Below are 22,659 nucleotides of genomic sequence, written 5' to 3'. Positions count from 1 at the left end.
AGGACGTGAGGCGCCGTTACCGAAGCGCAGTCGGGGCGAGGCTCTCCGGTCGCAGCAGTTCCTTCAGCGCAGTGAAGCGCGGATCGTCGCGGACGGCATCAAAGCGCGGATCGGTTCGGATCCAAACCACACCGGGCTCCCGCGCCTCCATGGCCTCGGACAGAAGGTCGAGCGCAACGTCATGCCGCCCAAGGGACAGGGCCAGGGTGGCGCGGGCAAACGCAGTGCCGCCATAGACGGAGAGCCCGAGGCGCTGCTGCGCGTCGGAAGGAGCGCCCGCCCATGCCCGCACTTCCGCGGCCGCGAGTGCCAGCATGGGGATGTCCCGATCCAGCCCGTCGAGACGTTCGGCAAGAGCGAGTGCGGCCTCGCGCCGGCCGGCAAAGGTCAGAGAGAGCGCCCGATAATAGAGCGCTTCCGCCGGCTGGGTGCCCCCGACGGGCGCCATGGCGCTCGCATCGTGGAAGTGCCGGGTCGCGAACCGGCAAAGCGCCTCGGCGCATTCCAGCTGCGTGGAGATGGGCTCCATCGCGCGCGCCCGCGCGAAGAGCCGGATCGCGTCACCGTGGTGGCCGCAGAAGGCGCGGAAGGCGCCATACAGGCGCACGCACCGCGCGTTCTCTCCGAGCGCCATCGCCGTCTTGAAGGCCTCTTCCGCAACGGCCCTGTCCCAGTCCAGCCAGGCCGCGACGGTGGCGCGGGCGGTGTGGGCCTCCACCGATTTCCCATCGATGCTGAGCGCCTTGCGGACCGCCGCCGCGGCCTCGCGCGATGCGGTCGCGTGGTCGATCAGCCCAAGCCGGAAAAGATCGAGATGGCAATCGGCGATGCCGGAATAGCCGCGGGCATAATCGGACGTGGTGTCAGAGACCTGGCGGAACAGGCCGAGCGCCTGCCGCAGAGCCTGCGGCGTCTGCTGGTCGAGCAACTGGCGGGCGCGATAGACTTGGGCGGAGGCCTTGATCGCCTGCGGCCTAGGTCCCGCCGCGCCGCTGCGCATGGCCGAACTGTCGAAGCGCAGGCGGCTCAGGATGGTGGCCGCGATGCGCTCCTGAAGGATGAGCCCGTCCTCCGGCGTTTCCACGTGCCCGTCGAACCGGTCGGACCACACGGCGAAGCCCGAGGGGTCGGCGAGTTCCACCGTCACCCGCAGGACGGCGCCTGCACGCCGGACGGTGCCGTGGATGACACCGTCGGCCGAAAGCTCCTGCGCCACGGCCGCGATGGGCGCGCCCGTGTTGCGGTATCGAAACGCGATCTGACGCGAGGCGACGCGGTAGCCTTCGGCCTTCTCCAGAGCGAAGATGAGTTCGTCCGTGAGCTCATCCGCGAAAATGACGTCCTGCGCTCCTCCCGAAAGGGGTGTCAGGGGCAGGATCAGAACCGCAGCCCCGGTGCCGGGCCGGAACAGGCCACCGTCAGCCTCCGGCAGCGCTTGGCTCTCCGTGGGGGCAAGCCACGTGAAAAGCGGAACGTAGGTTCCCGTCGGCAGATCGATGCGCACCCGGTCCTGCGGCGACGGTTCGGCATAATAGGCGGCAAGCTTGCGCCGGAGCCGGCGCGCCTCCACGCGCACGGTGGAATCGAAACGGGGATCGTAAGCGGGCTCTCGGGCATAGATGGCATTGCCGATGGGGCCTTCCTTGAGGCCCGCGGCCCGGCCGGCCAAGACCTCTTCCACCAGATGGCGGAGCAGCACGGCAAGCTTGTCCGATCCCGCGAACTGCCCGCTGCGCTCGATGCGCTCCAGCTGCTCGCGCACAGCCCAGGACGAGACCTCACCATCCCCCATCATTCTCGGCTCCGATTGTCGCCGGGGGATATAGCACGTTGCCGTTCCACCCGCCCGCCGGGCCGGGCACGCCCGGCAGAGGCGCTCACGGTGATCGCGGGACGACTAACACGGGCTGGAGGTCAGAGGCTGAGCGCGCCTCGCGGCCCACGGCTAGCATTGCTCGGGCAGCATATACCCGCCGAAGCCCCCAAAGACCCCCCTCCCCTTGACCGTCGGCCCGCCTCTTCCAACAGAGGATGGACAATCATCGCTCGACCGCAGCCGCGCGTCTTGGCCTAGATTCGCACTTCCCTGTTGAAGCGCTCGATGAGTGCGGCGCGCTGGGGATTGAGCGTCTTCCAGTCGATGAGGGTCAGTTTGGAGAGTTCCGCCTCGGACTTTGCCACCTTCTGCAGTTCGGAACTGAAGGCGACAGTCCGGTTCGTGGGCAGCAGGAAGTTCGGCGCCGCCGCCATCCGTGCCTGCACTTCGCCGGACAGGGCGGCATTGATATAGGCGTAGGCGAGATCGAGGTTCTTCGCATTGGCGATGGCGTGCAGGGAGTTGCGCACCAGAACCCAGCCCGAATCCGGGCGGGCGATGGCGATCTCCACGCCATTCTGCGCCAGCGGCAGCACGGCGTTGAGATAGTTCACGCTGATGTCGATCTGGCCCTGCTGGAACAGAGTCGCGAGCGCACCGGGATTGGCGGCCACGGCGCCCAGATTGGGCAACAGCCGCTTCACCGCCTCGAACGCGGGCTCCATATTGCTCTCGCTGCCGCCGTTGAGCTTGGCGATCTCCACCATCCAGGCGGCGCCGAGACTGCTGCCGAGACCGGTGATGCCCACGCGCCCCTTGAACTCGGGCTTCCACAGGTCGAGCCACGAGGTCGGCGGCGTCTTGATGGTGCTGGGATTGTACGCAATGCCCATGACCTGAGCCGTGATGAAGGCGCCCATGCCGTTCGGATCGATGAAGCGCTCCGGCAGGGCCGACAGGTTCGTCACCTTGTCGACCGGCAGCGGCGCGAAGATGCCGCGGTTGAGGGCTTCCAGATAGGGCCCCTCGTCCATGAGCACCACGTCGAACGGCGGGTTGGATTTCGAAGCCGAGACCTTTGAAACCGCCTCGAGCGCCAGCACAGGCTCCAGCAGCACGTTCGCACCCGTGGCCTTCGTGAAGGCGGGGAGAAGAATGGCCCGCTGGGCCTGCTCCCACGTTCCCGGATAGGTCGTCGCGACCAGCGGACCCGCGGCCGCGTGCGCGGCCCGGGAGAATGCCGGCAAGGCCGCCGGCGCCAGCGCGGCAGCGGCACCCGACGCAAGGAAATGACGTCGTGTCAGGATGGCGGACATGCTGTCTCTCCAAAAAGGCCGTCGATCAAGGCAGACCTGCGCCCGCCGATGAGGACCACCTGCGAGATCGCCGGCGACGACCGTCCGCCGCCCCGAACCTCGTCAGATCCCGAGACAAACAGTCGTAAAAATTGTCTACAAAATAAAGATCAAATTGCGCTCATTATCTGATTGCAATTTGGGCAGGAGCGGCCGTTCACCCTTCAACGCGGCGGCGGCTGCGCTTCTGAGGGATGACTCCCAGATCTTCGAAGATGGCGGCAAGGTCCACCGCCTCCCCGCCCTCGCTGCCGATCTTGAGTCGCGCTTCCATCTCGGTCAGATGCCGGTCCATGGCCGAAATGGCCCCCGCCTTGTCGCGCGCGAGCACCCGCTCGGCAATGTCCGGGTGGGCGTCGGGACAATGGTCCTCCGCCCCGGCGGGCTCGTACTGCGCGATGATGAGGGAGGTACGCAGCGCCAGTTCCTCCATGAACTTGATCAGCACCGGATTGCCGCTGAGACGGGCGATGCCGAGGTGGAAGTCGGCACTGAGCGCCAGCCCGTCCCACCGGTCATGGTCGGCATGCGCGCGCTCCAGCGCCAGCATGCCTTTCAGATCGCGGGCCGCGTCGGGCGTCAGATTGTCCACCGCTGCCGAGATCGCCGCCCGCTCGAGAATGCGCCGGGTCGCGAACACGGCCCGCGCCTCCTGTGGCGAGGGCTGGGAGACGAAGGCGCCCCGGTTGGGAATGAGAGTCACGAGGTCCCGAGAGCCCAGATGCGACAAAACCTGGCGGATATGGGTCCGGTGGGTCCCGAAGGCCGAGGCCAGTTCCACCTCGCCGAGTTTCATGCCCGGCCGCAGGCGCTTCAGGCTGATCGCCTTCAAGATCCCCTGCACGACCGGATCGTGATCCATCGTCGCGCGCTCGGTGGCCGCCGCCATCGCCTTCGGCTTGCGCATAGGGGTCCATCTCCAGTTCCAAATCCGGTCTGGCATCGCGTGGTCCGCATGGCAACCGGCTGCCCACATTACATGCGGCAATCAATCACGATCTTTGTCGACAATATGTGCCGCAACACGCTAGGTCTTGAACCGGCAGTGGACCCTACCCCACCGCACACGATCCCTCGCAGCAACGGAGAAGCGGATGCGAGAGCGCGACCTGATGGGCTATGGCGGCCGGCCGCCGGCCATCGTCTGGCCCAATGGTGCCCGCGTAGCTGTCTCGCTGGTGGTCAATTTCGAGGAAGGGGCCGAACTCGCGGTGGGCGACGGCGATGCCGCCAGCGAGCGGATCGGCGAGGTGCTGAGCGTCGTCGCGCCGGGCCGGCGGGATTTCGGCCAGGAGGAGATCTTCGCCTATGGCACGCGGGTGGGCCTGTGGCGCTTTCTCGATGCGTTCGACCGGCATGAGCGGCAGGCGACCTTCTACATGTGCGGCCGCGCCGTGGAGCGCCTGCCGGCGCTGGCGGCGGAGATCGTCGCCCGGGGACACGAACCGGCTTGCCATGGCTGGCTGTGGCGCCCCCATGCCGATTTCACCGATGCGGCCGAGGAGCGGGCGTCGCTGGTGCGCTGCATCGATGTCATCCGCGACACCACCGGCCAGCGCCCGCTCGGCTTCTGCTGCCGGGGCAGCCAGAGCCCCCATACGCGGGCGTTGCTGGGCGAGCTGGGCTTCCTCTACGATTCCAACGGCTTCGACGACGACCTGCCCTATTGGTCTGCCGCCGCTGATGGCCGCATCCTTGTCGTGCCCTATGCCTTCGATACGAACGACATGAAATTCTTCCACCCCAACGGCTTCGTCGAGCCCGGGCAGTTTGTGCGCTATATCGAGGCGGCGCTGGGCACCCTGGTCGAGGAGGCCGGACGTGGGCGCAGCAGCCTGCTCAACATCGGACTGCATCTGCGCATCTGCGGCCGGCCGGCGCGCTTTGCTGCCGTGGAGGGCATCCTCTCCGCCTTGAGATCCCTGGGCGATCGGGTCTGGGTGGCGCGGCGGGACGAGATTGCGCGCCATTGGTTATCGGCAACGGCGCGTATCGGAACCGATTGACCATCGGTCGCCGGGCCCGTTCCGATCCTCCGTCACACGAGGAGATGGCTGCCGCTGGCGCTGGTGAAATCGAGCTGCACCACGAGGTCGTTATAGTCGTGGTCGCCGCCGCCATAGAGGTCTTCCCAGCCCCACGTGTTCATGCCGTAGTTCCACAGATGCCCCACGTGCGCGCCGTCGACCACTTCGTTGGCATTGGCGAAGGCATAGAAGGTGTGCCCGCCGGACGTGAGCTTCATGGCAACGAGATCGCCCGCATTCACGTGCAGAAGGGTACCCTCGCTATAGCCGCCGAAGCTGGCGCTGGTGAACATCGTGCTGCCGTTGCCCGTCACATAGGCGCGGGCATCGCTGGCGGCGTCATAGCCCGCATCGCCGGGCTTGAGGCCGCCGATGCTGCCGGAATAATCGTCCACCTTGTAGAAAGTGACGTGCTCGTCCTGCGCGCCCCCCTGGCGCATCCGCACGATGGCGGTCTGGTCGTTGGCGGCACCGACGGTCTCCGCGACGGCCACAGCCTGCGCCACATGAACGGCACTGGTGCCCGAGGCGGAAACGAAATCCACGAAACCGGCGGGCGTGGTGGCGCCGCCCTGGGGCGTCGTGGTGGAAGCGCCGCCGATGCCGACGGACACCACGCTGCCGGCGGCAACCCCCATCTGCGTGACCGTCGACTGCGCCTGATGATCGAACATCTTGACCAGGTCCGCCGAGAAGTCCTTCTGGAGGGCCTGCTGGGCGAACTGGGCGGACCAGGCATGGGCATCGCCCGCCTTCCCCGTAAGGCTGTAGCCGACGCCGCCCACGGTCACCTGCACCGCCGTGTCCGAAGCCAGCATGGGCTGGAACAGCAGGCTCTGCGCCACGGGCGCGACATCGCCCGCAGCGACGTTCAGCACGTCCGGCGTGTGGAAATAGGTCTGCCCTTGCAGGAGCGCGCTGACCGCCCGTGCCAGCAGCAGGTCATTGGCCTGCCCGAGGTTCGACACCGCGTGATAGCCGGGCCCGCCGGTGGAACTGCCACTGAGATCGAGCCCCGCCCCGACGCTTGCGAAGGCGCCCGGCGAGACCACGGCTGCCTGCACGATCAGATCCAGAATATTGCCCGGCGTCACAAGCTCCTGATCGGCCAGCGCCGCCGTGACACGCGCGCTGGTGTGATCCGCGATCCGCGACCCGTTGTAATCCGGTGCCGTGTTCAGGGCCGTGAGCACCAGGTTCATCACCGTGCCGGAATCGGCGTTGAGTTCCTTGAGCCCGGCACTGACGAGCGTCTCGATGACGCCGAGATTCCCGCTCTGCGCGAGCCCCACCGCCTTGGTGGCGGCTGCGGTCGTGAGCGCCGAGATGGGCGTATTGATCCAGCTCGGCAGCGTGATGCCTGCCTTCAGGCCCGCGGGCTGGAATGTCGAACTCTCGGCATAAATGCCGAAACCGGAATTGGGCGCGGCAGCAGCGGGCTGATCGAAGGCGTCGAACAGGAACAGCGGCACCGTCTTGCCGTTGTTCGCGCTCTCCATGCCGTTCAGCCAGGAGAAGATCTGCGTGTAAACGGTCGACTGATTGTTGACCGTCGGCGTGTTGTAGACCGTCGAATATCCGGTTTCGCCCACATAGACGTCCACGTTTCCGCCGAGCGTATTGGCGAGGCTCTGGAAATAGGTCGAAACAGGCGCGAAATTCGTGGAGGACATCGGCCCGAGCGATGTCGACTGCGTGTACTGATCGTACATCACATAGGGCGAATTGTTGTTCCAGCTGCTGCTCCAGTTGCTCTGGATGTAGCTGGTCGTGGCGTTCGCGACCGTATTTCCGTAATTCGCGATGGATGCGGAGATCGGAATATCGCCAAGGCCCGCAGCCGCCATGGAGGCCTTGAGATTGGTGAAGGACGCATTGATCCAGCCCTGATAGCTGGAAAAGCTCGGATCGCTCGGCGGCGGACCATTCATGTCCAGCTCGTTGCCCAGCAAGACGCCCCTCAGATGCGCCTTAACATTCGCCACGCTCCCGAAGGAGGAGATGAGCATCTGGACCCACTGGTCGGTATAGGTGGAGCTGTTCATCAGCCCGGCCGCCCACGGCGCGCCATATCCGCCCTGAACGACCGCGCTCTCGTTGGTGCCCATCACCAGTTCGACATTCGAGGTCCCCACCACATAGGTGATGACCTGCTGCTGCGTCCCGTCCATCACCGGCGTGGGACCAAGGCTGTCGTGATAGGTGCGGATGAGGCTGAAGTTCTGGGTGATCTGGTTCAGATCAGCGGTGATGGAATAGCCGGTCCGCCCGACTTCCCAGCTCTCGTAATTGATGCCGACATTGTAGCCGAAGGGCGTGTTGGCGGGCACGAGGTTCACATTCGCCATCGGCATCTCTCCACCCGGGCAGGACCGCCGCCCCCACCCGAAGGGAACGCCGAACCCCACGACCACCCTGACATGGTACCTCAAGCATGGCTGGCCGTCGTGAAGATTGCATGTCGAACGCGCGCAGATACGCCGCCGCCGGCGGCCAGCCCCAGGAAGAGGCCCCACAGGTCCGCCGCGCCCATCCCCGACGCACGCCGAAATCCATCAAGGACCACGTGGCTTCCGGGTTTCGCGAGATGGATCAGGGAAAGAAAGGTGGCGGACACGGAGACCATCACACTCACGCGACGGTGCCACGGAAGCGTTTCGCGTCGTGCGACCTGCGCGTGACGGCGGGTTCCTGCGATCGATGCGGCGTTCCGTGTCGAGCACCCACTCCTCGGCATCCTTGCGACGCAGGAACGTCTCGTTGACGTACTGCCCCCTCCGACGGATATGGCCTCTTCAGGAGTCGGATTTTAGTTTAGTGAGGGTAGCCAATCCGTGTGCGCTCCATGTGCACACACACGTCGAAAATCGGAAATCGGGGCGTATCGTGGCGAAAAATCGAGTGCACACGACAAGACCCAATTCCTTGAAGTTATAAAAATAATGCCCACCGAACAAAATTTTCGCTTTTCCATAGCCCCCATGATGGAGTGGACGGACCGCCACTGCCGGGCCTTCCATCGCACCCTGTCGCGGCGGGCGTGGCTCTATACGGAGATGGTAACGGCCCCGGCCATCATCCATGGCGACCGGGCGCGGTTGCTTGGCTATTCGCAGGCCGAGCACCCGGTGGTGGTGCAGCTTGGCGGCAGCAATCCCGCGCTTCTGGCGGAGGCCGCGCGCATCTGCGCGGATTTCGGCTATGACGAGATCAACCTCAATGTGGGCTGTCCCTCCGATCGAGTGAAGGGCGGCAATTTCGGCGCCTGCCTCATGCGCGATCCGGCGCTGGTGGCCGAATGTGTCGCCGCCATGCGGGCCGCCGTTTCCATTCCCGTCACCGTCAAATGCCGCATCGGTGTGGACGATCAGGACGTCGAGGAAGCCCTGGACGCGCTCGCGGATGCCGTGCTCGCGGCCGGCTGCGCGCGCCTTATCGTGCATGCCCGCAAGGCCTGGCTGAAGGGCCTCTCGCCGAAGGAAAACCGCGAGATCCCGCCGCTCGACTATGATCGCGTGCATCGTCTCAAGGCCCGCCTGCCCCACGTGCCCATCGAACTGAACGGCGGGCTCGTCACCCTTGAAGACGCCCGCGCGGCCGGTGCCGGCCTCGACGGCGTGATGCTGGGCCGCGCCGCCTATCAGGATCCGGACCTGCTGCTGGAAGTGGATGCGCAGGTGCATGGCGAGACCCCGCCCCATGCGGACGCCTTCGAGGCCATCGCCGCCTTCGAGCCCTATATCGCCGCGCATCTGGAGGCGGGCGGGCGGCTGCACGACATCACCCGCCACATGCTCGGCCTGTTCGGAGGTCGCCCGGGCGCGCGCACCTATCGCCGCACGCTGGCGACGGAAGCGCTCGTGCCCGGCGCGGGCCTTGAGGTGCTGCGCAAGGCGGTTGCCGCCATCCGCCGCCCCCTCGCGAAGGACGATGGCACACGGACGGGAACGGAGGGCTGAGCCCCTCCTGTCCTTCCGCAGAAGAAGCAGCCTTGGCCCCAACACGGCTTGCCAGACGCCTATGCGGATGATGTGGCACGCGCGCAACAGGTGCACGGTGACATCGACACCGGCTTGAATGCGTCTAAATCCACAAAGCCGAAATTCGATAAGAATTACCTAAGGTCATTTGCTTATAAAACATTGCCCACCAACACTCATGCGAAATGTAATTCATACAAATTCAACGTGACACTGAAACAGTTATAAATACAAACGCAATTACATCTCATTGACTCGTCAATTCGCTGGCATTTTACAGGTGCAGTGACGATTGGTGGTGGAATCGTCGTCATTCGGCGCCATGGGACGGGGAGCCTGCGGCGGCCACGCAGCTTTTTGGAAAGAACCCATGGCCCGCATGCACGACATGGCCCGCGCAGAGCACGCGCTTATATTGATCAATAAATCACTTATGATCGGCATCTCCCTGGCGACCCTCCTTGCCGCCGCCCCCGCGCTCGCGCAGCAGGCCGCCAGCGGTGCGCGCAGCACACCCGCCACGGCTACAGCGCCCGCAGGGAATGTAAATGGCGCCACAGGCGGCGACAGCCAGCAGGCGTTGCCCACGATCAGCGTCAATGACGCGGGCAACAGCCTGTTCGGCGATCCCTATGCGACGCCGGCGGCCGTCAGCAGCGTAGACCTGCTGAACAGTCCCGGCGACTATGAGCGGCTCGACGATGTGCTGCGTTCCGTGCCCGGCACCTTCACCACCCAGAGCACCTCGAACCCCGGCGTTGCGGTCAACATTCGCGGTTTCCAGGGGATGGGCCGCGTCAACATGATGATCGACGGGGTGCGCCAGAACTTCCGCTTCGTCGGGCACGAGGCGGGCGGCTTCACCTATGTGGACGACCAGCTGCTGGCGGGCATGGATATCGCCCGCGGGGCGGTCAGCACCGCAGGCGGGGCCGGCGCGCTGGCCGGAGCGGTCAACATGCGCACGCTCGGCATCGACGACATCATCAAACCCGGCAGCACATGGGGCGCCATCGCCAATGTCCAGTGGGGCAGTAACGGGCAGGGCTGGCAGGAAATGGTGGCCAGCGCCGTGCGCATGAACGACCGCTTCGCGGTGGGCGGCGCGGTAGCGACCCGCGACACCGGCAATTACAAGAACGGTGACGGACAGACCGTGCCCTATACCGGGCAGGACCTCACGTCCGGCCTGCTCAAGGCGGATATGAAGCTCACGGACGATTCCCGCCTGAAACTCGGCGCCGTCTTCTACAACAATTTCTTCTATGCGGATTCCGCCGATCAGCACGTGCGCAACAACACCTTCACCGGCAATTACAGCTATACGCCGGGCAACGACTGGATCGACTTCCGCCTCAACGCCTATCTGAACGACCTCAAGATGGTCTACGGCAATGTGCCGGCGACCACGAGTTCGTATCGCGGCCGGGTGATCGACGACCGAGGCTGGGGCTTCGACACCTCCAACACCTCGCGCTTCCTGCTCGGTCAGGTGGCCGTCGCCACGACCTATGGGGCCGAATATTTCTATGACGATGTCAGCAGCACCAACACGGTGACGCCCTCGCTCTATGGTGGCGTGAACCCGGCCGGCACGAGCGCCATCGGCGGCGTGTTCGACGAGACCAAGTTCAACTATTCCATCTTCGAACTCATCGTGGGCCTGCGCTACGACTTCTTCAACCTGAACGGCTCCGGATATGAGAACTCCATGGGCGGCGCGGTGCCCGTGGGTCCATGGACGGTGGATCAGGACAAGGGCCGCTTCGACCCGAAGGTCACCTTCGCCATCAGCCCGTTCGACTGGCTGCAGCCGTATGTGACCTATGCGGAAACCATGCGCGCGCCGACCGCCTCGGAAACCATGATCGGCGGCGAGCATCCCGGCACGAGCGTCAGCTATTCCGCCAATCCCTATCTCCAGCCGGAGGTCTCGAAGGGCTGGGAATTCGGCGTCAACATCCGCCGGAACGGCATCTTCACGGCCAACGATCAGCTGCGCCTGAAGGCGGACTACTTCACGAACGACATCGACAATTACATCGTCACCTGTCGAAAGACGCAGTATTATTTCTGCAACGTGGCAGGCACCTCCACCGTGAGCGGTGTGGAATTCGAGGCCCATTACGATGCCCGGAAGGTCTTCGCGGACCTGACCTACACGCACAATACCAACGACCTGCCTGCGCAGACACAGGGCTTCGGCGCCAATCAGTATCTGCCGGAGGACATCGTGACCGTTTCGGCGGGCCTGCGCTTCCTGGAGGAGAAGCTGTCCGTCGGCGGCCGCTACACCTATGTGTCGGAAGGGCAGACGCTGGCCTATAACGCCAGCTTCCTCGGCACGGTCAGCTCCACGCCCTCACCCGCCTACAACATCGTCGATCTGTTCAGCAGCTACGCCGTCAGCGACAAGCTGACGTTCCGGTTTGATGCCACGAACCTGCTCAATGAAAACTACACCCCTGCCCTCTCCATCCAGCCCACCGGCTTCTCGGGAGACACGGGCCAGGGCCGCACCTACCTCCTGAGCCTGCGCGCCCACATCTGACAGGGCGCGAGGCAGCGGCGGCGCGGATGCTCCCGCGCCGCCCTTTCAGTTGCGTCCGCGTCCCGTGCTGCCGGCGTTCAGCCCACCGCCTTGATCTCGTTGCGCAGCGTGCCGATGCCGACGATCTCCGTCTCCATCACGTCGCCCGGCTTCAGGAATTCCTGCGGCTTGCGCGCGAAGCCCACGCCCGGTGGGGTGCCGCTGGCGATGATGTCGCCGGGTTCCAGCGTCTGCCCCAGCGACAGCTCCGCGATGATGCGCGGCACCTTGAAATACATCTGCCCCGTGCTCGCATCCTGCTTCACCACGCCATTGACGCGGGTGACGAGGTGCAGCTTGTCCTGATCGAACGCGCCCTTGGTCACGATCCACGGCCCCATCGGCCCGTGCCCGTCGAGGCTCTTGCCCTTGAACCACTGGCCGCCATGGCGCGCATTCTGCACATCGCGGGCGGTGGTGTCGTTGATAACGGAATAGCCGAAGACATAGTCCATAGCCTCGGCCTCGGGAATGTTGCGCCCTCGCTTGCCGATGACGATGGCGAGTTCCCCCTCCCAGTCGATCTGGGTGGAAACCTTGGGGTCGAAGGGAATGGGATCGAACGGGCCGTTGATGGAATGTGTGCCCTTGGTGAAGAAGACCGGATGTTCGGGATATTTGGTGTCCGTCATCCGCACCGCCTGCCCCTCGGCAAAGTGCTCCAGATAATTCCAGCCCACCGCATAGATGTTGCGCTGGGGATTGGGGATCGGCGGCAGATAGATGATCTCCGTGAGCTTCACGCGCCCCGGCGCCGCCTGCGCCACCAGTTCGCGTACCTCCGCCAGCCCGGTGTCGCCCGCCGCGATGAGCGAGACCATATCGTCCGGCTTGAAGGACAGCGTCTTGCCGCTGCGCGCGGCCTCCGCCGTGAGATCAACCAACGTGCCATCCGCAAGCGCGACGCCGACGCGCGGCGGCGCCCCGTCCCGCAAGCGGAAGCTCAATAGTTTCAGCGCGCCGCCCGGATCATTGGTCTGCGCCACAGCCTCATGTGTTGGGCCGACCATCAAAGGCGCCGCTGCCGCTGCGGCAGCCGCGACAGAAACCATGAACGACCTGCGTCCCGTATCCATCAATGCCTCCCTGCTATTTTATTCATTTTTACTGTCAGATCAACCTATGATCAGGACGCAAAATCTGTCAATTCCAAGAAAAACAGAAGCTCACTGAAACATCCGCGCGCCGCACGCCGGCCGGATATGCTGCAATGCGCAAGATGCGATTCATTCTCATAGCAAGCTCTGGACAAACGTCGGCGCCAAGCGCCAGATGCCCTTCCGTCCGCTTTGCTCCCGGCTGCCATGCTCGCCACCATTCCCTGGTCTGAAATCCTCATTCTGTGCGGCGCCCTGCTGGCCGGCGGGGTGGCCTCCGGCATTCTGGCCGGCCTGCTCGGGGTCGGCGGCGGGGGCATCATCGTGCCCGTGCTCTATGAGGTGTTCCGCATCATCGGCGTCTCGGACGATGTGCGGATGCAGCTGTGCATAGGCACATCCCTCGCCATTATCGTCCCCACGTCCATCCGCTCCTTCCATGCCCACAAGGCGCGCGGACTGGTGGTGCCGGGCCTGCTGAAGGTGCTCGGCCCGCCGGCCGTCATCGGCGTGGCGCTGGGCAGCGCCATCGCCGGCATGGTCAACGGCAAGATCCTTCAGGGCGTCTTCATCGCCCTCTCGGTGGTGCTCGCCGCCCGCAGCATCTCCGGCCGCACCGACTGGCGGCTCGGCGATCAACTGCCCGGAAAGGCCACGCTCAGGATCTGGGGCTTCTTCATCGGCATGGCCTCCTCGATGGTAGGCATTGCCGGCGGCGGGCTCTCCACCATCCTGCTCACGCTCTACGGCGTGCCCATCCATGCGGCGGTGGCCACGTCCGCCGGGGTGGGCATCTTCATCCCCCTTCCCGGCGTTCTGGGCTATGCCATCAGCGGCTGGCCACACCTCTCCGACCTGCCGCCGCTGTCGCTCGGCTATGTCTCTGTGATCGGCTTCGCGCTCATGGCGCCGGTGAGCACGCTCACCGCCCCCATCGGCGCGCGGCTCGCCCACCGGCTGCCACGGCGGGGGCTGGAGGTGGGCTTCGGCGTCTTCCTCCTTGCGGTGGCGGCCCGCTTCCTCGTGGCCATCCTCAGCGAATGAGGCTCACCACTTGCTCTTGAAGCCGGCGGTGATGCTCTTGTTGATCTCCGAACCCGTGTCGGCCACCGAGGTGGTGACGCTGAGCGGGCCGATCAGTTTCTGCTCGGCGCTGGCGCTGGGCAGCCAGGCCTTGTCGCCCACCGTATTGGTCGCTCCGACCGAGAAGGTGGTGCCGAAGTCATCCAGCTTCAGGCTCAGCGACTTGCCAGTCTCCACCACGCTCGCGTTGTCCGAATTGCGGACCATGGAATAGCTGTCGTTGACGCTGGCGGTCATGTGGTCCGTCACCTTCATGTCCCGCGAGAAGGTGGTGCCCACCTTGCCCTGGTTCTGGGTGGGATCGACACGCATCTCCACCGTCGTCTGACTCCACGGCAGCACATCCGTATTGGTGGGCACATTCACCTTGGCCCAGGCGGCGGCGCTGGACGAATCGGGCTGTGTCCACGGCAGGGGCTTGGCCGGCTGGACAGTGGTGGAGGGCTGCGCGGCCAGCGACATGTCCACGCCGTAGGAGGCACCGTCGAGCCAGCCCGGCGTCGAGGACACATTCACGGACGAGGAACCGTCCGATTTCACCTCACGGTTGATGGAGGTCTTGCCGTCATCCGCGCGGGCCGTTGCCCCCGCCATGACCAACGCCAGCGCCGCCATGCCAATTGCACGCGTCGCCATGAATTCCTGCGGTCGCATCTGGTGCTCCGTTGATGTTGCGCATCAGCGGACGAACCCATCAGGTCCGATCCATTCGACCCAGCCCACCCCTTTGTCCCGGATGCAGGTTAAGACATTCTTGCCGCACCGCAACAACACCCGAATGCCGTCCGTCATTCTGCGCGCCATGCATGGCTTTGGCGCAACAGCCCCGCCCCGCGCCCTTGCCGCCACCGCGCCCCGGCCCTAATCCCGCAGCGGGAGAAAACGAAGCGGCACGAGATGACAAACGATATCGCCACCCTCACCAGCCTTCTGAGCCGGATCGCCGACGCGCTGGAGCGCGCGGCCCCGCCCGCCACTGTCGCCCCGGATTTCGAGGCGGCGGACGCCTTCGTCTGGGCGACACAGCCGTCCCGCTTCGAGCCGGTGCCGCGTGTCAACCGGGTGGAGATGGATCTGCTCCAGGGCATCGATCGGGTGCGCGACCAGCTGGTGGAGAACACCGAGCGCTTCGCGCGCGGGCTTGCCGCCAACAACGCCCTGCTGTGGGGTGCGCGCGGCATGGGCAAAAGCTCGCTGGTGAAGGCGGCCCATGCGCATGTGAACCGGTCCATTACCGACCCGGCTGCCCCGCGCCTCAAGCTCGTGGAAATCCACCGCGAGGACATCGAGACCCTGCCGGCGCTGATGGCCCACGCGCGCGCCGCCCGTCACCGCTTCATCGTCTTCTGCGACGATCTCTCCTTCGATGCGGACGACACCTCCTACAAGTCGCTGAAGGCGGTGCTGGAGGGCGGCATCGAGGGCCGGCCGGACAATGTGATCTTCTACGCCACCTCCAACCGCCGGCACCTGCTGCCGCGCGACATGATGGAGAATGAGCGCTCCACCGCCATCAATCCCGGCGAGGCGGTGGAAGAGAAGGTCTCGCTCTCGGACCGCTTCGGGCTCTGGCTCGGCTTCCACAAGTGCAGCCAGGACGAATATCTGGCGATGGTCGAAGGCTATGTGGCCCATCACGGCCTCCCGGTCACGGAAGCCGACTGGCGTCCGCAGGCGCTGGAATGGGCCACCACGCGCGGCGCCCGCTCCGGCCGCACGGCGTGGCAGTTCGTGCAGGATCTGGCCGGCCGGCTCGGCGTGCCGCTGAAGGCCGCGTAAACGCCATCAGTTCGCTCTGAGACCCCGGCGCCACGCGCCGGGCGTCTGCCCGAAGGCGCGGCGGAACACACGGGTGAGGTGCGCCTGATCGGCAAAGCCGGCCGCTGCCGCAATGTCGGTCAGCGGCATGTCGCCCGCAAGCATCTGCTGCACGCGCTTCAGCCGCGCCTGGGTGTGCCACTGATAGGGCGCAAGGCCGGTCGCCGCCTTGAAGGCGTGGCTGAAATAGGATTGCGAGAGTTCGGCGAGCTCCGCCAGTTCCTGAAGGCGGATGTTGCGCAGGCAGTTGGCCTCGATGAAATCGGTGACGCGGCGCAACTGCCACGGCGCCAGCGCCCCGCGCTTGCGCTCCGGCACGCGGGCAAGCTGCATCAGATCGATGAACAGGGCCACGATGAGCCCGTCGCCGTAGAGATCGTGGTGCCCGTCCCCATCCATGCATTCGGCCGCGATGAGACGGGCAAGGCTCATCATCCGCGCATCCGTAAACCTGAGACGGGGCGTTGAGAGGCGGTCCGCATCCAGTTCCTCGCCGATGCGCGAGGACAGCGTGTCCACGTCGAAGTGGATATCCAGATGCCGGATGGTCATGGGCGCGTCGATGCGCGACCAGAGCGGCATGCCGGCGGGGACGAAGGTCAGGTGATGCTCGGCGCGGCTCGCCACCACCTCGTTGGCGCCGGGGCTGAGCTTCAGGTCTGACCCACCGCCGGAGCGCTCCAGCACGACAAAGAGGCGCGGATCCTTGGCCACATAATATCCGTGCGCACCGGCCTCGCAGGCGGCATGCCACACGTCAGCCACCGCACCATTCCACCGCCGCCAGCGCAGATCCTCCAGAACCGTGATGCCCTCACGCGACGATGTCATGCGGGGTTTGAACATCCCGGCCATCTCCCGAGCATACCGGCAAAGCAACGCTGCATTTTATAGAAATTACAATCTTCCGATCGCGATCTGCCGCAACGGGTCTCATGCCGCGACAGGAGACCAAAAAAGTTCTATGCGCAACAGGATGCGACAATCAAGCAGCAAACGCCATTGATATGAGCACGACATCGAACCTATTGATCCCGCAGGCGCGTTTTAGATTTGAATACTTCTGAACTGCGCTCGGGATTCTCGCACATGGCAGGCTGAGATGCGCCATCCGATGTCCCTTCGCTACCTTCTCATGCTCGGCGTGGCCTTTTCCGCGCTGCTGGCCGGCCCCGCGCGGGCGCAGCAGGCCGGCGAGACGTCCTCCATCCTGCTCGATACGATCACCGTGGAAACGCAGGGTCAGAAGGAGAGCCCCACCGGCCCCGTTCAGGGCTATGTGGCCCGCCAGACCCTGACCGGCACGAAGACCGCCACGCCGCTCCTGGAGGTGCCGCAGTCCATCTCCGTCATCACGCGCGACCAGATGGACGACCGGCAGGTGCAGAACCTCGGCCAGGCGCTGGATTATTCGGTGGGCGTGGTTTCGCAGCCCTATGGCACCGATCCGCGCTTCGACTCGCCCATCATCCGCGGCTTCTCGTCCGCCACCAGCCAGTATCTCAACGGCCTGAAGCTGATGCGCGACGCGGGCGCCACCTCCATCGACCCCTATGCGCTGGAGCGCGTGGACGTGCTGCGCGGGCCGGCCTCCGTGCTCTACGGGCAGGGCAATCCCGGCGGCCTGATCGACATGATCAGCAAGCGGCCCACCTGGACCAACTTCGGCGAGTTCAACCTTGAGGCCGGCACCTTCGACAATTATTCCGCGAGCTTTGATTTCGGCGGGCCGACCTCCCCCGATTCCAAGGTCGCCTATCGCCTCACCGGCCTTGCCCGCACCACGGGCACCCAGACCGACTTCGTGGACATGGACCGCTACCTGCTGGCGCCCTCCTTCACCTTCCAGCCGGATGCCGCCACCTCCTTCACCCTGCTCGCCATGGTGCAGTACGACACGCCGAACTCCACCGTCGGCCTGCCGGCGCAATATACTTTGCAATCGCTCAACGGCCTGAAGCTGTCGCGCAACACCTATCTGGGCGATCCGGACTTCAACTCCTCCAGCCGCACGCTGTCGTCCGTCGGCTATGAATTCAGCCACACCTTCGACAACAACGTCACCTTCCGCCAGAACGCCCGCTACCTGAAGCTCGACTGGGATTATGCGGCGCTCTATTACAACGGCCTCAGCACCACGAACCCGGCCATCGCCAATCGCGGCTCGTCCACCAATGACGAGAACCTCGGCACCTTCACCATCGACAACCAGCTCGAGGCGAAGCTCACCACGGGTCCGCTGAGCCACGACATCCTGATCGGTGCGGACTATCGGAACTTCAACACCGATACCTTCTCCACCTTCGGCACCGCGCCGACCATCAATGTCTTCGCGCCGCTCTATAACCAGTATATCGGCAATTCCATCTGGTACGCTTCCAAGGTCAACGGCACGGTGGACCAGTTGGGCCTCTATGCGCAGGACCAGATCAAGCTCGACCGCTGGCTGCTGACCCTGGGCGCGCGGCAGGACTGGGCCAGCACCAATTCGTCCACCCTCACCAATTACGGCCTGACCACGCAGGATCAGGACGACAGCGCCGCCACCTGGCGCGCGGGCCTGACCTATCTGTTTGACAACGGCATCGCGCCTTATGTCAGCTATTCCACCTCCTTCGAGCCGGTGATCGGAAACATGCCGGCGGCGCTCGGCGGCGCGGCCTTCCAGCCCTCGGAAGGCAAGCAGTATGAGGCCGGCATCAAGTATCAGCCGGTGGGCTGGAATGCCTTCTTCACCGCCGCCGTCTATGACCTCACCCAGAGCAACGTGCAGTCCACCGATCTCATCAATGGCGTGAGCTATGCGGTGCAGAATGGTGAGGTGCATGTGAAGGGCGTCGAGCTCTCCGCCACCGCCAGCCTCACGCAGGGGCTGAAGCTGATCGCCAACTACACCTACATGGATGCGGCGATCACGCAGGGCCAGTATGCCGGCAACCAGCCCGGCAACGTGCCGAAGAATTCCGCCAACGCCTGGCTCGATTATACGTGGCAGACCGGCCCGCTGAAGGGCTTCGGCCTCGGCGGCGGCGTGCGCTACGTGGGCGAGCGCTACGATCTCGACAGCAACGCCAACCTCCTGCCCGCCAACACGCTGGTCGATGCGGCGATCCATTATGAGAAAGGGCCGTTCAAGGCCCAGCTCAATGTCTCCAACATCGCCGATGTCACCTATGTGGCGAGCTGCGGCTTCTTCGGCTGCTTCTATGGCGACGGGCGCACCGTCACCGGAAAGGTCACCTACAAATGGTGAGCACGCCGCTCTGGCAGCTCTCTGAGGTCTCCTTCGCGGTGCCGGGACGGGAGATCCTGGCGCCGCTCTCCCTGTCGCTGGCCCCGGGGCGCGTCTATGGGCTCATCGGCCCGAACGGCTCTGGCAAGAGCACGCTCCTGAAACTGCTGGCCCGCCAGCAGGCTCCGAGCGGCGGCACCATCCGCTTCGAGAACCGCCCCCTCGCGGACTGGCGGGCGCGCGACTTTGCCCGCGCCGTCGCCTACATGCCGCAGTTCACGCCGCCCACCGACGGCATGAGCGTGCGCGAGCTGGTGGCGCTCGGCCGCTTTCCCTGGCACGGAACCCTCGGCCGCTTCACGGCGGCTGACCGGGCCAAGGTGGAGAGCGCCATCGCGCGAACGGACCTCGCGGCGCTGGCGGACCGCAGCGTGGACAGCCTCTCCGGCGGCGAGCGCCAGCGGGCGTGGGTGGCGCTCATGCTGGCACAGGAACCGCGTTGCCTGCTGCTGGACGAGCCCACGTCCGCTCTCGACATCGCGCACCAGAGCGAGGTGCTGGCCCTCGTGCGCCGGCTCTGCCGCTCGCCGGAGGGGGAGGCCATGACCGTCGTCGTGGTGCTGCATGACATCAATCTCGCCGTGCGCACATGCGATGAGCTCATCGCCTTGCGCGGTGGGCGCATCCTCGCGCAGGGGGCGGCTGCCGATCTGGTGACGCCGGACCTGCTGGGCGCGCTCTATGGCCTGCCCATGGGGGTCATCCCCCATCCCGTGCGGGGCGAACCCATGGGCTATGTGCTGTGACCGGCCTCTCCCGCCGCGCGCTTCTGGCGGCCCTTGGCCTTGCCGGCGTCTCGCGGGCAAGGGCTGCCTCGCCCCTGCGGGTCGCGACGCTGGACTGGGCGCTGCTGGAGACCCTGCTGGCCCTCGGCGTGGTGCCGGTCGCGGCGGCGGAACTGGTGCTCTATCGGCGGCAGGTCATCGAGCCGGCCGTGCCGGAGAGCGTCGCCGATCTCGGCCTGCGCGGCTCGCCCAGCTTCGAGGCCCTGAAGCTGCTGGCGCCGGACCTGATCCTCGGCTCCAATTATACTGCCTGGGCTGAACCGACGCTCAGCCGCATTGCGCCGGTGGAGAGCTTCTCCATCTATGCACCCGGCGGGCATCCCTATGCTGCCGCCGAAGCTGCCACCCGCGCCATCGCCAGTCGGCTCGACATGGCTCCCGCCGGCGCGGCGCTAATCGCCCTTGCGGATGCCGAGTTCGCGGCGCTGAAGGCGCGGCTCACCGGCGGCGACGGGCGGCCGGCGCTGGTCATCAATCTGGGTGACGACCGGCATTTCCGTGTCTTCGGCGCCGACAGCATGTTCGGCGAGGCGCTCACTTGCCTTGGTCTTGCCAATGCGTGGCGCGGCAGCACGCGCTATTCCGCCACCGCCCCCATGGGACTCGAGACGCTGGCGCAGGTGGGCGACGCCTGGATCGCACTGCTGCCGCCCGTGCCGCCCGAAGCACGCCGCATGATGGCGCAGAGCGCCTTCTGGAAGGCCCTGCCGAGCGTCCGCGCCGGACGGATCGTCGAACTGGCGCCCGTCAATCCTTTCGGTGCCCTGCCCGCGGCCCTGCGTTTCGCACGCCTCCTCACCGATGCGCTCCCCTTTGCGAAGGCGGCCGCCCGTGGCTGATGTCGCCCGCCTCCCCCGCCCCTTGCCTCGCGCACCACTGGCGGTGGCCGGGCTCGCCCTTCTGGCGCTGACCCTGTGCGTCATGGGCCTGCTGCGGCAGCCGGTCCTGCCCGGCGATCCGGCCACGGCGCGCGCGCTGGAACAGGTCGTGCTCTGGCACAGCCTGCTGCCACGCGCCGTGGTGGCGCTGCTGGCGGGTGCGGCGCTGGGCCTGTCGGGCGCGCTGTTGCAACGGGTGCTGCGCAACCCCATCGCCGATCCCTCGACGCTGGGCATCGCCTCCGGCGCGCAATTGGCCCTCACCGCCTCCGCCTTGCTCATTCCAGCCCTCGCCGAATGGCCCCGCGAGGTCGTGGCGCTCATGGGCGGCGTTACCGCCGTCGGCCTCTTGCTGATGCTGAGCTGGAAGCGCGGGCTGGAGCCGATCACGGTCGTGCTCTCGGGCATGACCCTCTCGCTCATCTGCGCCGCCTTGAGTTCGGCCCTCGTGCTGGCGCGCGGCGAATATGTGCTCTCGCTTTTCGTCTGGGGCGCCGGCTCGCTGCACCAGCAGAGCTGGGGGCCTGCGCTGGGGCTGGCGTGGCGCTTCGCCTTCGGCCTTGCGGCAGCCGTGCTCCTGCTCCGCCCGCTCTCGGTTCTGACGCTGGACGACTCCAGCGCCCGCAGCCTTGGCATGGCCGTGAACGGCGCCCGGCTCGCCATCATCGCCCTCGCCGTGTGGCTGGCGGCGAGCGTCGTGGCGCTGGTGGGCATCATCGGCTTCGTCGGCCTTGCCGCGCCGGCCTTCGCGAGGCTCGCGGGCGCGCGCACGCCCCGCGCCCAATTGCTGCTGGCGCCGCTCCTCGGCGCGCTGCTGCTGTGGCTCACGGACGGGCTCGTGCAGGTCTTGGGCGCCGACGTCCTGCCCACGGGCGCCGCCACGGGCCTCATCGGTGGGCCGCTGCTGCTATGGCTGCTGCCGCGCCTCAAGCACGTCCAGCGCCCGCAAGCCGCAGCACCGACAGGCCGGCGCCTCTCCCATCCCCTGCGCGGTCTCCTGTTTCTCGCCGGCGGGCTGGCGCTTCTCATCCTCGCCGCTCTGCTGATCGGGCGCTCCTATGAGGGCTGGCGGCTGGCGACGGGCGCGCTGTTCGAGGCCCTCGCCCCTTTCCGCGTGCCGCGCGTGGTCGCCGCCGCAGCGGCGGGCGCGCTCCTGGGGGCGGCGGGCACGCTGATGCAGCGCCTCACGGGTAATCCTTTGGCGGGGCCGGAGGTGCTAGGCGTCAGTGCCGGGGCGGGCGTCGGGCTCTCGGTGGTTCTGCTGCTCCTGCCCGCGCCCACGGTTGCCGTCATGATGGGCGGCAGCGCAGCGGGCGCGCTCGTGGCGCTGCTTGGCATTCTCGCCTTCGCGCTCGCCACCGGCTTCGGGCCTGAGCGGCTGCTGCTTGGCGGCATCGCGCTCGGCGCCGCGAGCCTTGCCTTCATCTCCGCCGTTCTGGCCTCGGGAGATGCCCGCGCCTTCCTGCTGCTGGGCTGGATGGCCGGCACCACGGATCGCGTGGGCAGCGTGGAGGCGGGCGCGGCGGTGGGCCTCGTGCTCCTGCTTGTCCCGCCGCTGCTGCTGGCCTCCCGCTGGCTCGACATATTGCCGCTCGGCAGCACCATGGCCCGCGCGCTGGGCGTGCCTTTGCTCGCAAGCCGCCTGCTCCTTGCGCTTGCCGCCGCGCTGATGACGGCCTGCGCTGCCTTCATCGTCGGCCCGCTGAGCCTCGTCGGCCTCATCGGCCCGCATCTGGCGCGCCTCTCGGGCTTCGCGCGCGGCGCCCACCAGTTGCTCGCCGCCGCGCTCATCGGCGCGGGCCTGATGGTGTTAGCGGACTGGCTAGGGCGCACGCTCGCCTTCCCCTACCAGATCCCGGTGGGCCTCTTCGCCGCGCTGGTGGGCGGGCACTATCTCATCTGGCTGCTGCGACGCAGCCCCGGCACAGGAGCCTGATC

16 protein-coding genes are annotated in these 22,659 nt (G+C 66.2%); 9 read left to right on the top strand and 7 right to left on the bottom strand.

Annotation, left to right across the window (positions count from 1 at the left end):
- Positions 1 to 16: 16 nt before the first annotated feature.
- The 3 genes from AZC_RS24360 to AZC_RS08495 form a co-directional block, all read right to left on the bottom strand.
- Complete coding sequence (locus tag AZC_RS24360) at positions 17 to 1,795, bottom strand: TPR end-of-group domain-containing protein (protein WP_012170166.1); 1,779 nt, start codon at positions 1,793 to 1,795, stop codon at positions 17 to 19.
- A 275-nt stretch (positions 1,796 to 2,070) separates the two neighbouring features.
- Positions 2,071 to 3,132 (bottom strand): ABC transporter substrate-binding protein, encoded by a 1,062-nt coding sequence (locus tag AZC_RS08500; protein WP_012170165.1) that lies wholly within the window; start codon positions 3,130 to 3,132, stop codon positions 2,071 to 2,073.
- A 196-nt stretch (positions 3,133 to 3,328) separates the two neighbouring features.
- Positions 3,329 to 4,060 (bottom strand): GntR family transcriptional regulator, encoded by a 732-nt coding sequence (locus tag AZC_RS08495; protein ID WP_158304106.1) that lies wholly within the window; start codon positions 4,058 to 4,060, stop codon positions 3,329 to 3,331.
- A 205-nt stretch (positions 4,061 to 4,265) separates the two neighbouring features.
- Here AZC_RS08495 and AZC_RS08490 point away from each other — a divergent pair, with 205 nt between their 5' ends.
- Positions 4,266 to 5,177 carry a polysaccharide deacetylase family protein gene (locus AZC_RS08490; RefSeq protein WP_043879103.1) on the top strand — a complete coding sequence of 304 codons (912 nt, stop codon included), beginning with the start codon at positions 4,266 to 4,268 and terminating at the stop codon, positions 5,175 to 5,177.
- 32 nt (positions 5,178 to 5,209) lie between these two features.
- Here AZC_RS08490 and AZC_RS08485 read toward each other — a convergent pair whose 3' ends face one another.
- Positions 5,210 to 7,546, bottom strand: coding sequence for a DUF4114 domain-containing protein (locus AZC_RS08485; protein WP_043879102.1), 2,337 nt, complete (start codon positions 7,544 to 7,546; stop codon positions 5,210 to 5,212).
- Between the two features lie 594 nt (positions 7,547 to 8,140).
- Here AZC_RS08485 and dusA point away from each other — a divergent pair.
- Both dusA and AZC_RS08470 read left to right on the top strand, forming a co-directional pair.
- Complete coding sequence (gene dusA, locus AZC_RS08475; RefSeq protein WP_012170161.1) at positions 8,141 to 9,157, top strand: tRNA dihydrouridine(20/20a) synthase DusA; 1,017 nt, start codon at positions 8,141 to 8,143, stop codon at positions 9,155 to 9,157.
- Positions 9,158 to 9,611: 454 nt separating this feature from the next.
- Positions 9,612 to 11,729 carry a TonB-dependent receptor domain-containing protein gene (locus AZC_RS08470; protein ID WP_043879099.1) on the top strand — a complete coding sequence of 706 codons (2,118 nt, stop codon included), beginning with the start codon at positions 9,612 to 9,614 and terminating at the stop codon, positions 11,727 to 11,729.
- A 77-nt stretch (positions 11,730 to 11,806) separates the two neighbouring features.
- Here AZC_RS08470 and AZC_RS08465 read toward each other — a convergent pair whose 3' ends face one another.
- Entirely contained in the window at positions 11,807 to 12,778 is a 972-nt protein-coding gene (locus AZC_RS08465; protein WP_244421814.1) for a fumarylacetoacetate hydrolase family protein, read from the bottom strand.
- 294 nt (positions 12,779 to 13,072) lie between these two features.
- Here AZC_RS08465 and AZC_RS08460 point away from each other — a divergent pair, with 294 nt between their 5' ends.
- A complete protein-coding gene (locus AZC_RS08460) occupies positions 13,073 to 13,909 on the top strand; it encodes a sulfite exporter TauE/SafE family protein (RefSeq protein ID WP_043879097.1) in 837 nt (278 codons plus the stop codon).
- A gap of 3 nt (positions 13,910 to 13,912) precedes the next feature.
- Here the strand turns inward: AZC_RS08460 and AZC_RS08455 are convergent, their stop codons facing one another.
- Positions 13,913 to 14,584: a hypothetical protein gene (locus AZC_RS08455; protein ID WP_148209824.1), complete on the bottom strand. Its 672-nt coding sequence runs from the start codon at positions 14,582 to 14,584 to the stop codon at positions 13,913 to 13,915.
- A gap of 261 nt (positions 14,585 to 14,845) precedes the next feature.
- Between AZC_RS08455 and AZC_RS08450 the strand changes: the two genes are divergently transcribed.
- Positions 14,846 to 15,727, top strand: coding sequence for an ATP-binding protein (locus AZC_RS08450; protein ID WP_012170156.1), 882 nt, complete (start codon positions 14,846 to 14,848; stop codon positions 15,725 to 15,727).
- 6 nt (positions 15,728 to 15,733) lie between these two features.
- Here AZC_RS08450 and AZC_RS08445 read toward each other — a convergent pair whose 3' ends face one another.
- Positions 15,734 to 16,597, bottom strand: coding sequence for a helix-turn-helix domain-containing protein (locus AZC_RS08445; RefSeq protein WP_043880160.1), 864 nt, complete (start codon positions 16,595 to 16,597; stop codon positions 15,734 to 15,736).
- A 283-nt stretch (positions 16,598 to 16,880) separates the two neighbouring features.
- On the opposite strand from AZC_RS08445, the gene AZC_RS08440 reads away from it, so the two are divergent.
- The 4 genes from AZC_RS08440 to fhuB are packed head-to-tail and all read left to right on the top strand — an operon-like array spanning position 16,881 to position 22,657.
- Positions 16,881 to 19,019, top strand: coding sequence for a TonB-dependent siderophore receptor (locus AZC_RS08440; RefSeq protein WP_197531787.1), 2,139 nt, complete (start codon positions 16,881 to 16,883; stop codon positions 19,017 to 19,019).
- On the top strand, positions 19,016 to 19,804 hold the full coding sequence (locus tag AZC_RS08435; protein ID WP_012170153.1) for an ABC transporter ATP-binding protein: 789 nt from the start codon (positions 19,016 to 19,018) through the stop codon (positions 19,802 to 19,804). The genes AZC_RS08440 and AZC_RS08435 overlap by 4 nt, the downstream gene beginning before the upstream one ends.
- Positions 19,801 to 20,682, top strand: a complete 882-nt coding sequence (locus AZC_RS08430) for an ABC transporter substrate-binding protein (protein ID WP_012170152.1) — start codon at positions 19,801 to 19,803, stop codon at positions 20,680 to 20,682. The genes AZC_RS08435 and AZC_RS08430 overlap by 4 nt, the downstream gene beginning before the upstream one ends.
- On the top strand, positions 20,645 to 22,657 hold the full coding sequence (fhuB, locus tag AZC_RS08425) for a Fe(3+)-hydroxamate ABC transporter permease FhuB (RefSeq protein WP_420794825.1): 2,013 nt from the start codon (positions 20,645 to 20,647) through the stop codon (positions 22,655 to 22,657). The genes AZC_RS08430 and fhuB overlap by 38 nt, the downstream gene beginning before the upstream one ends.
- The last annotated feature ends 2 nt before the right edge of the window (positions 22,658 to 22,659 follow it).

This window comes from Azorhizobium caulinodans ORS 571 (genome assembly GCF_000010525.1).
GTDB lineage: Bacteria > Pseudomonadota > Alphaproteobacteria > Rhizobiales > Xanthobacteraceae > Azorhizobium > Azorhizobium caulinodans.
Note: the sequence above shows the minus strand (reverse complement) of the source record. Positions and strands in the feature narration are given on the sequence as shown.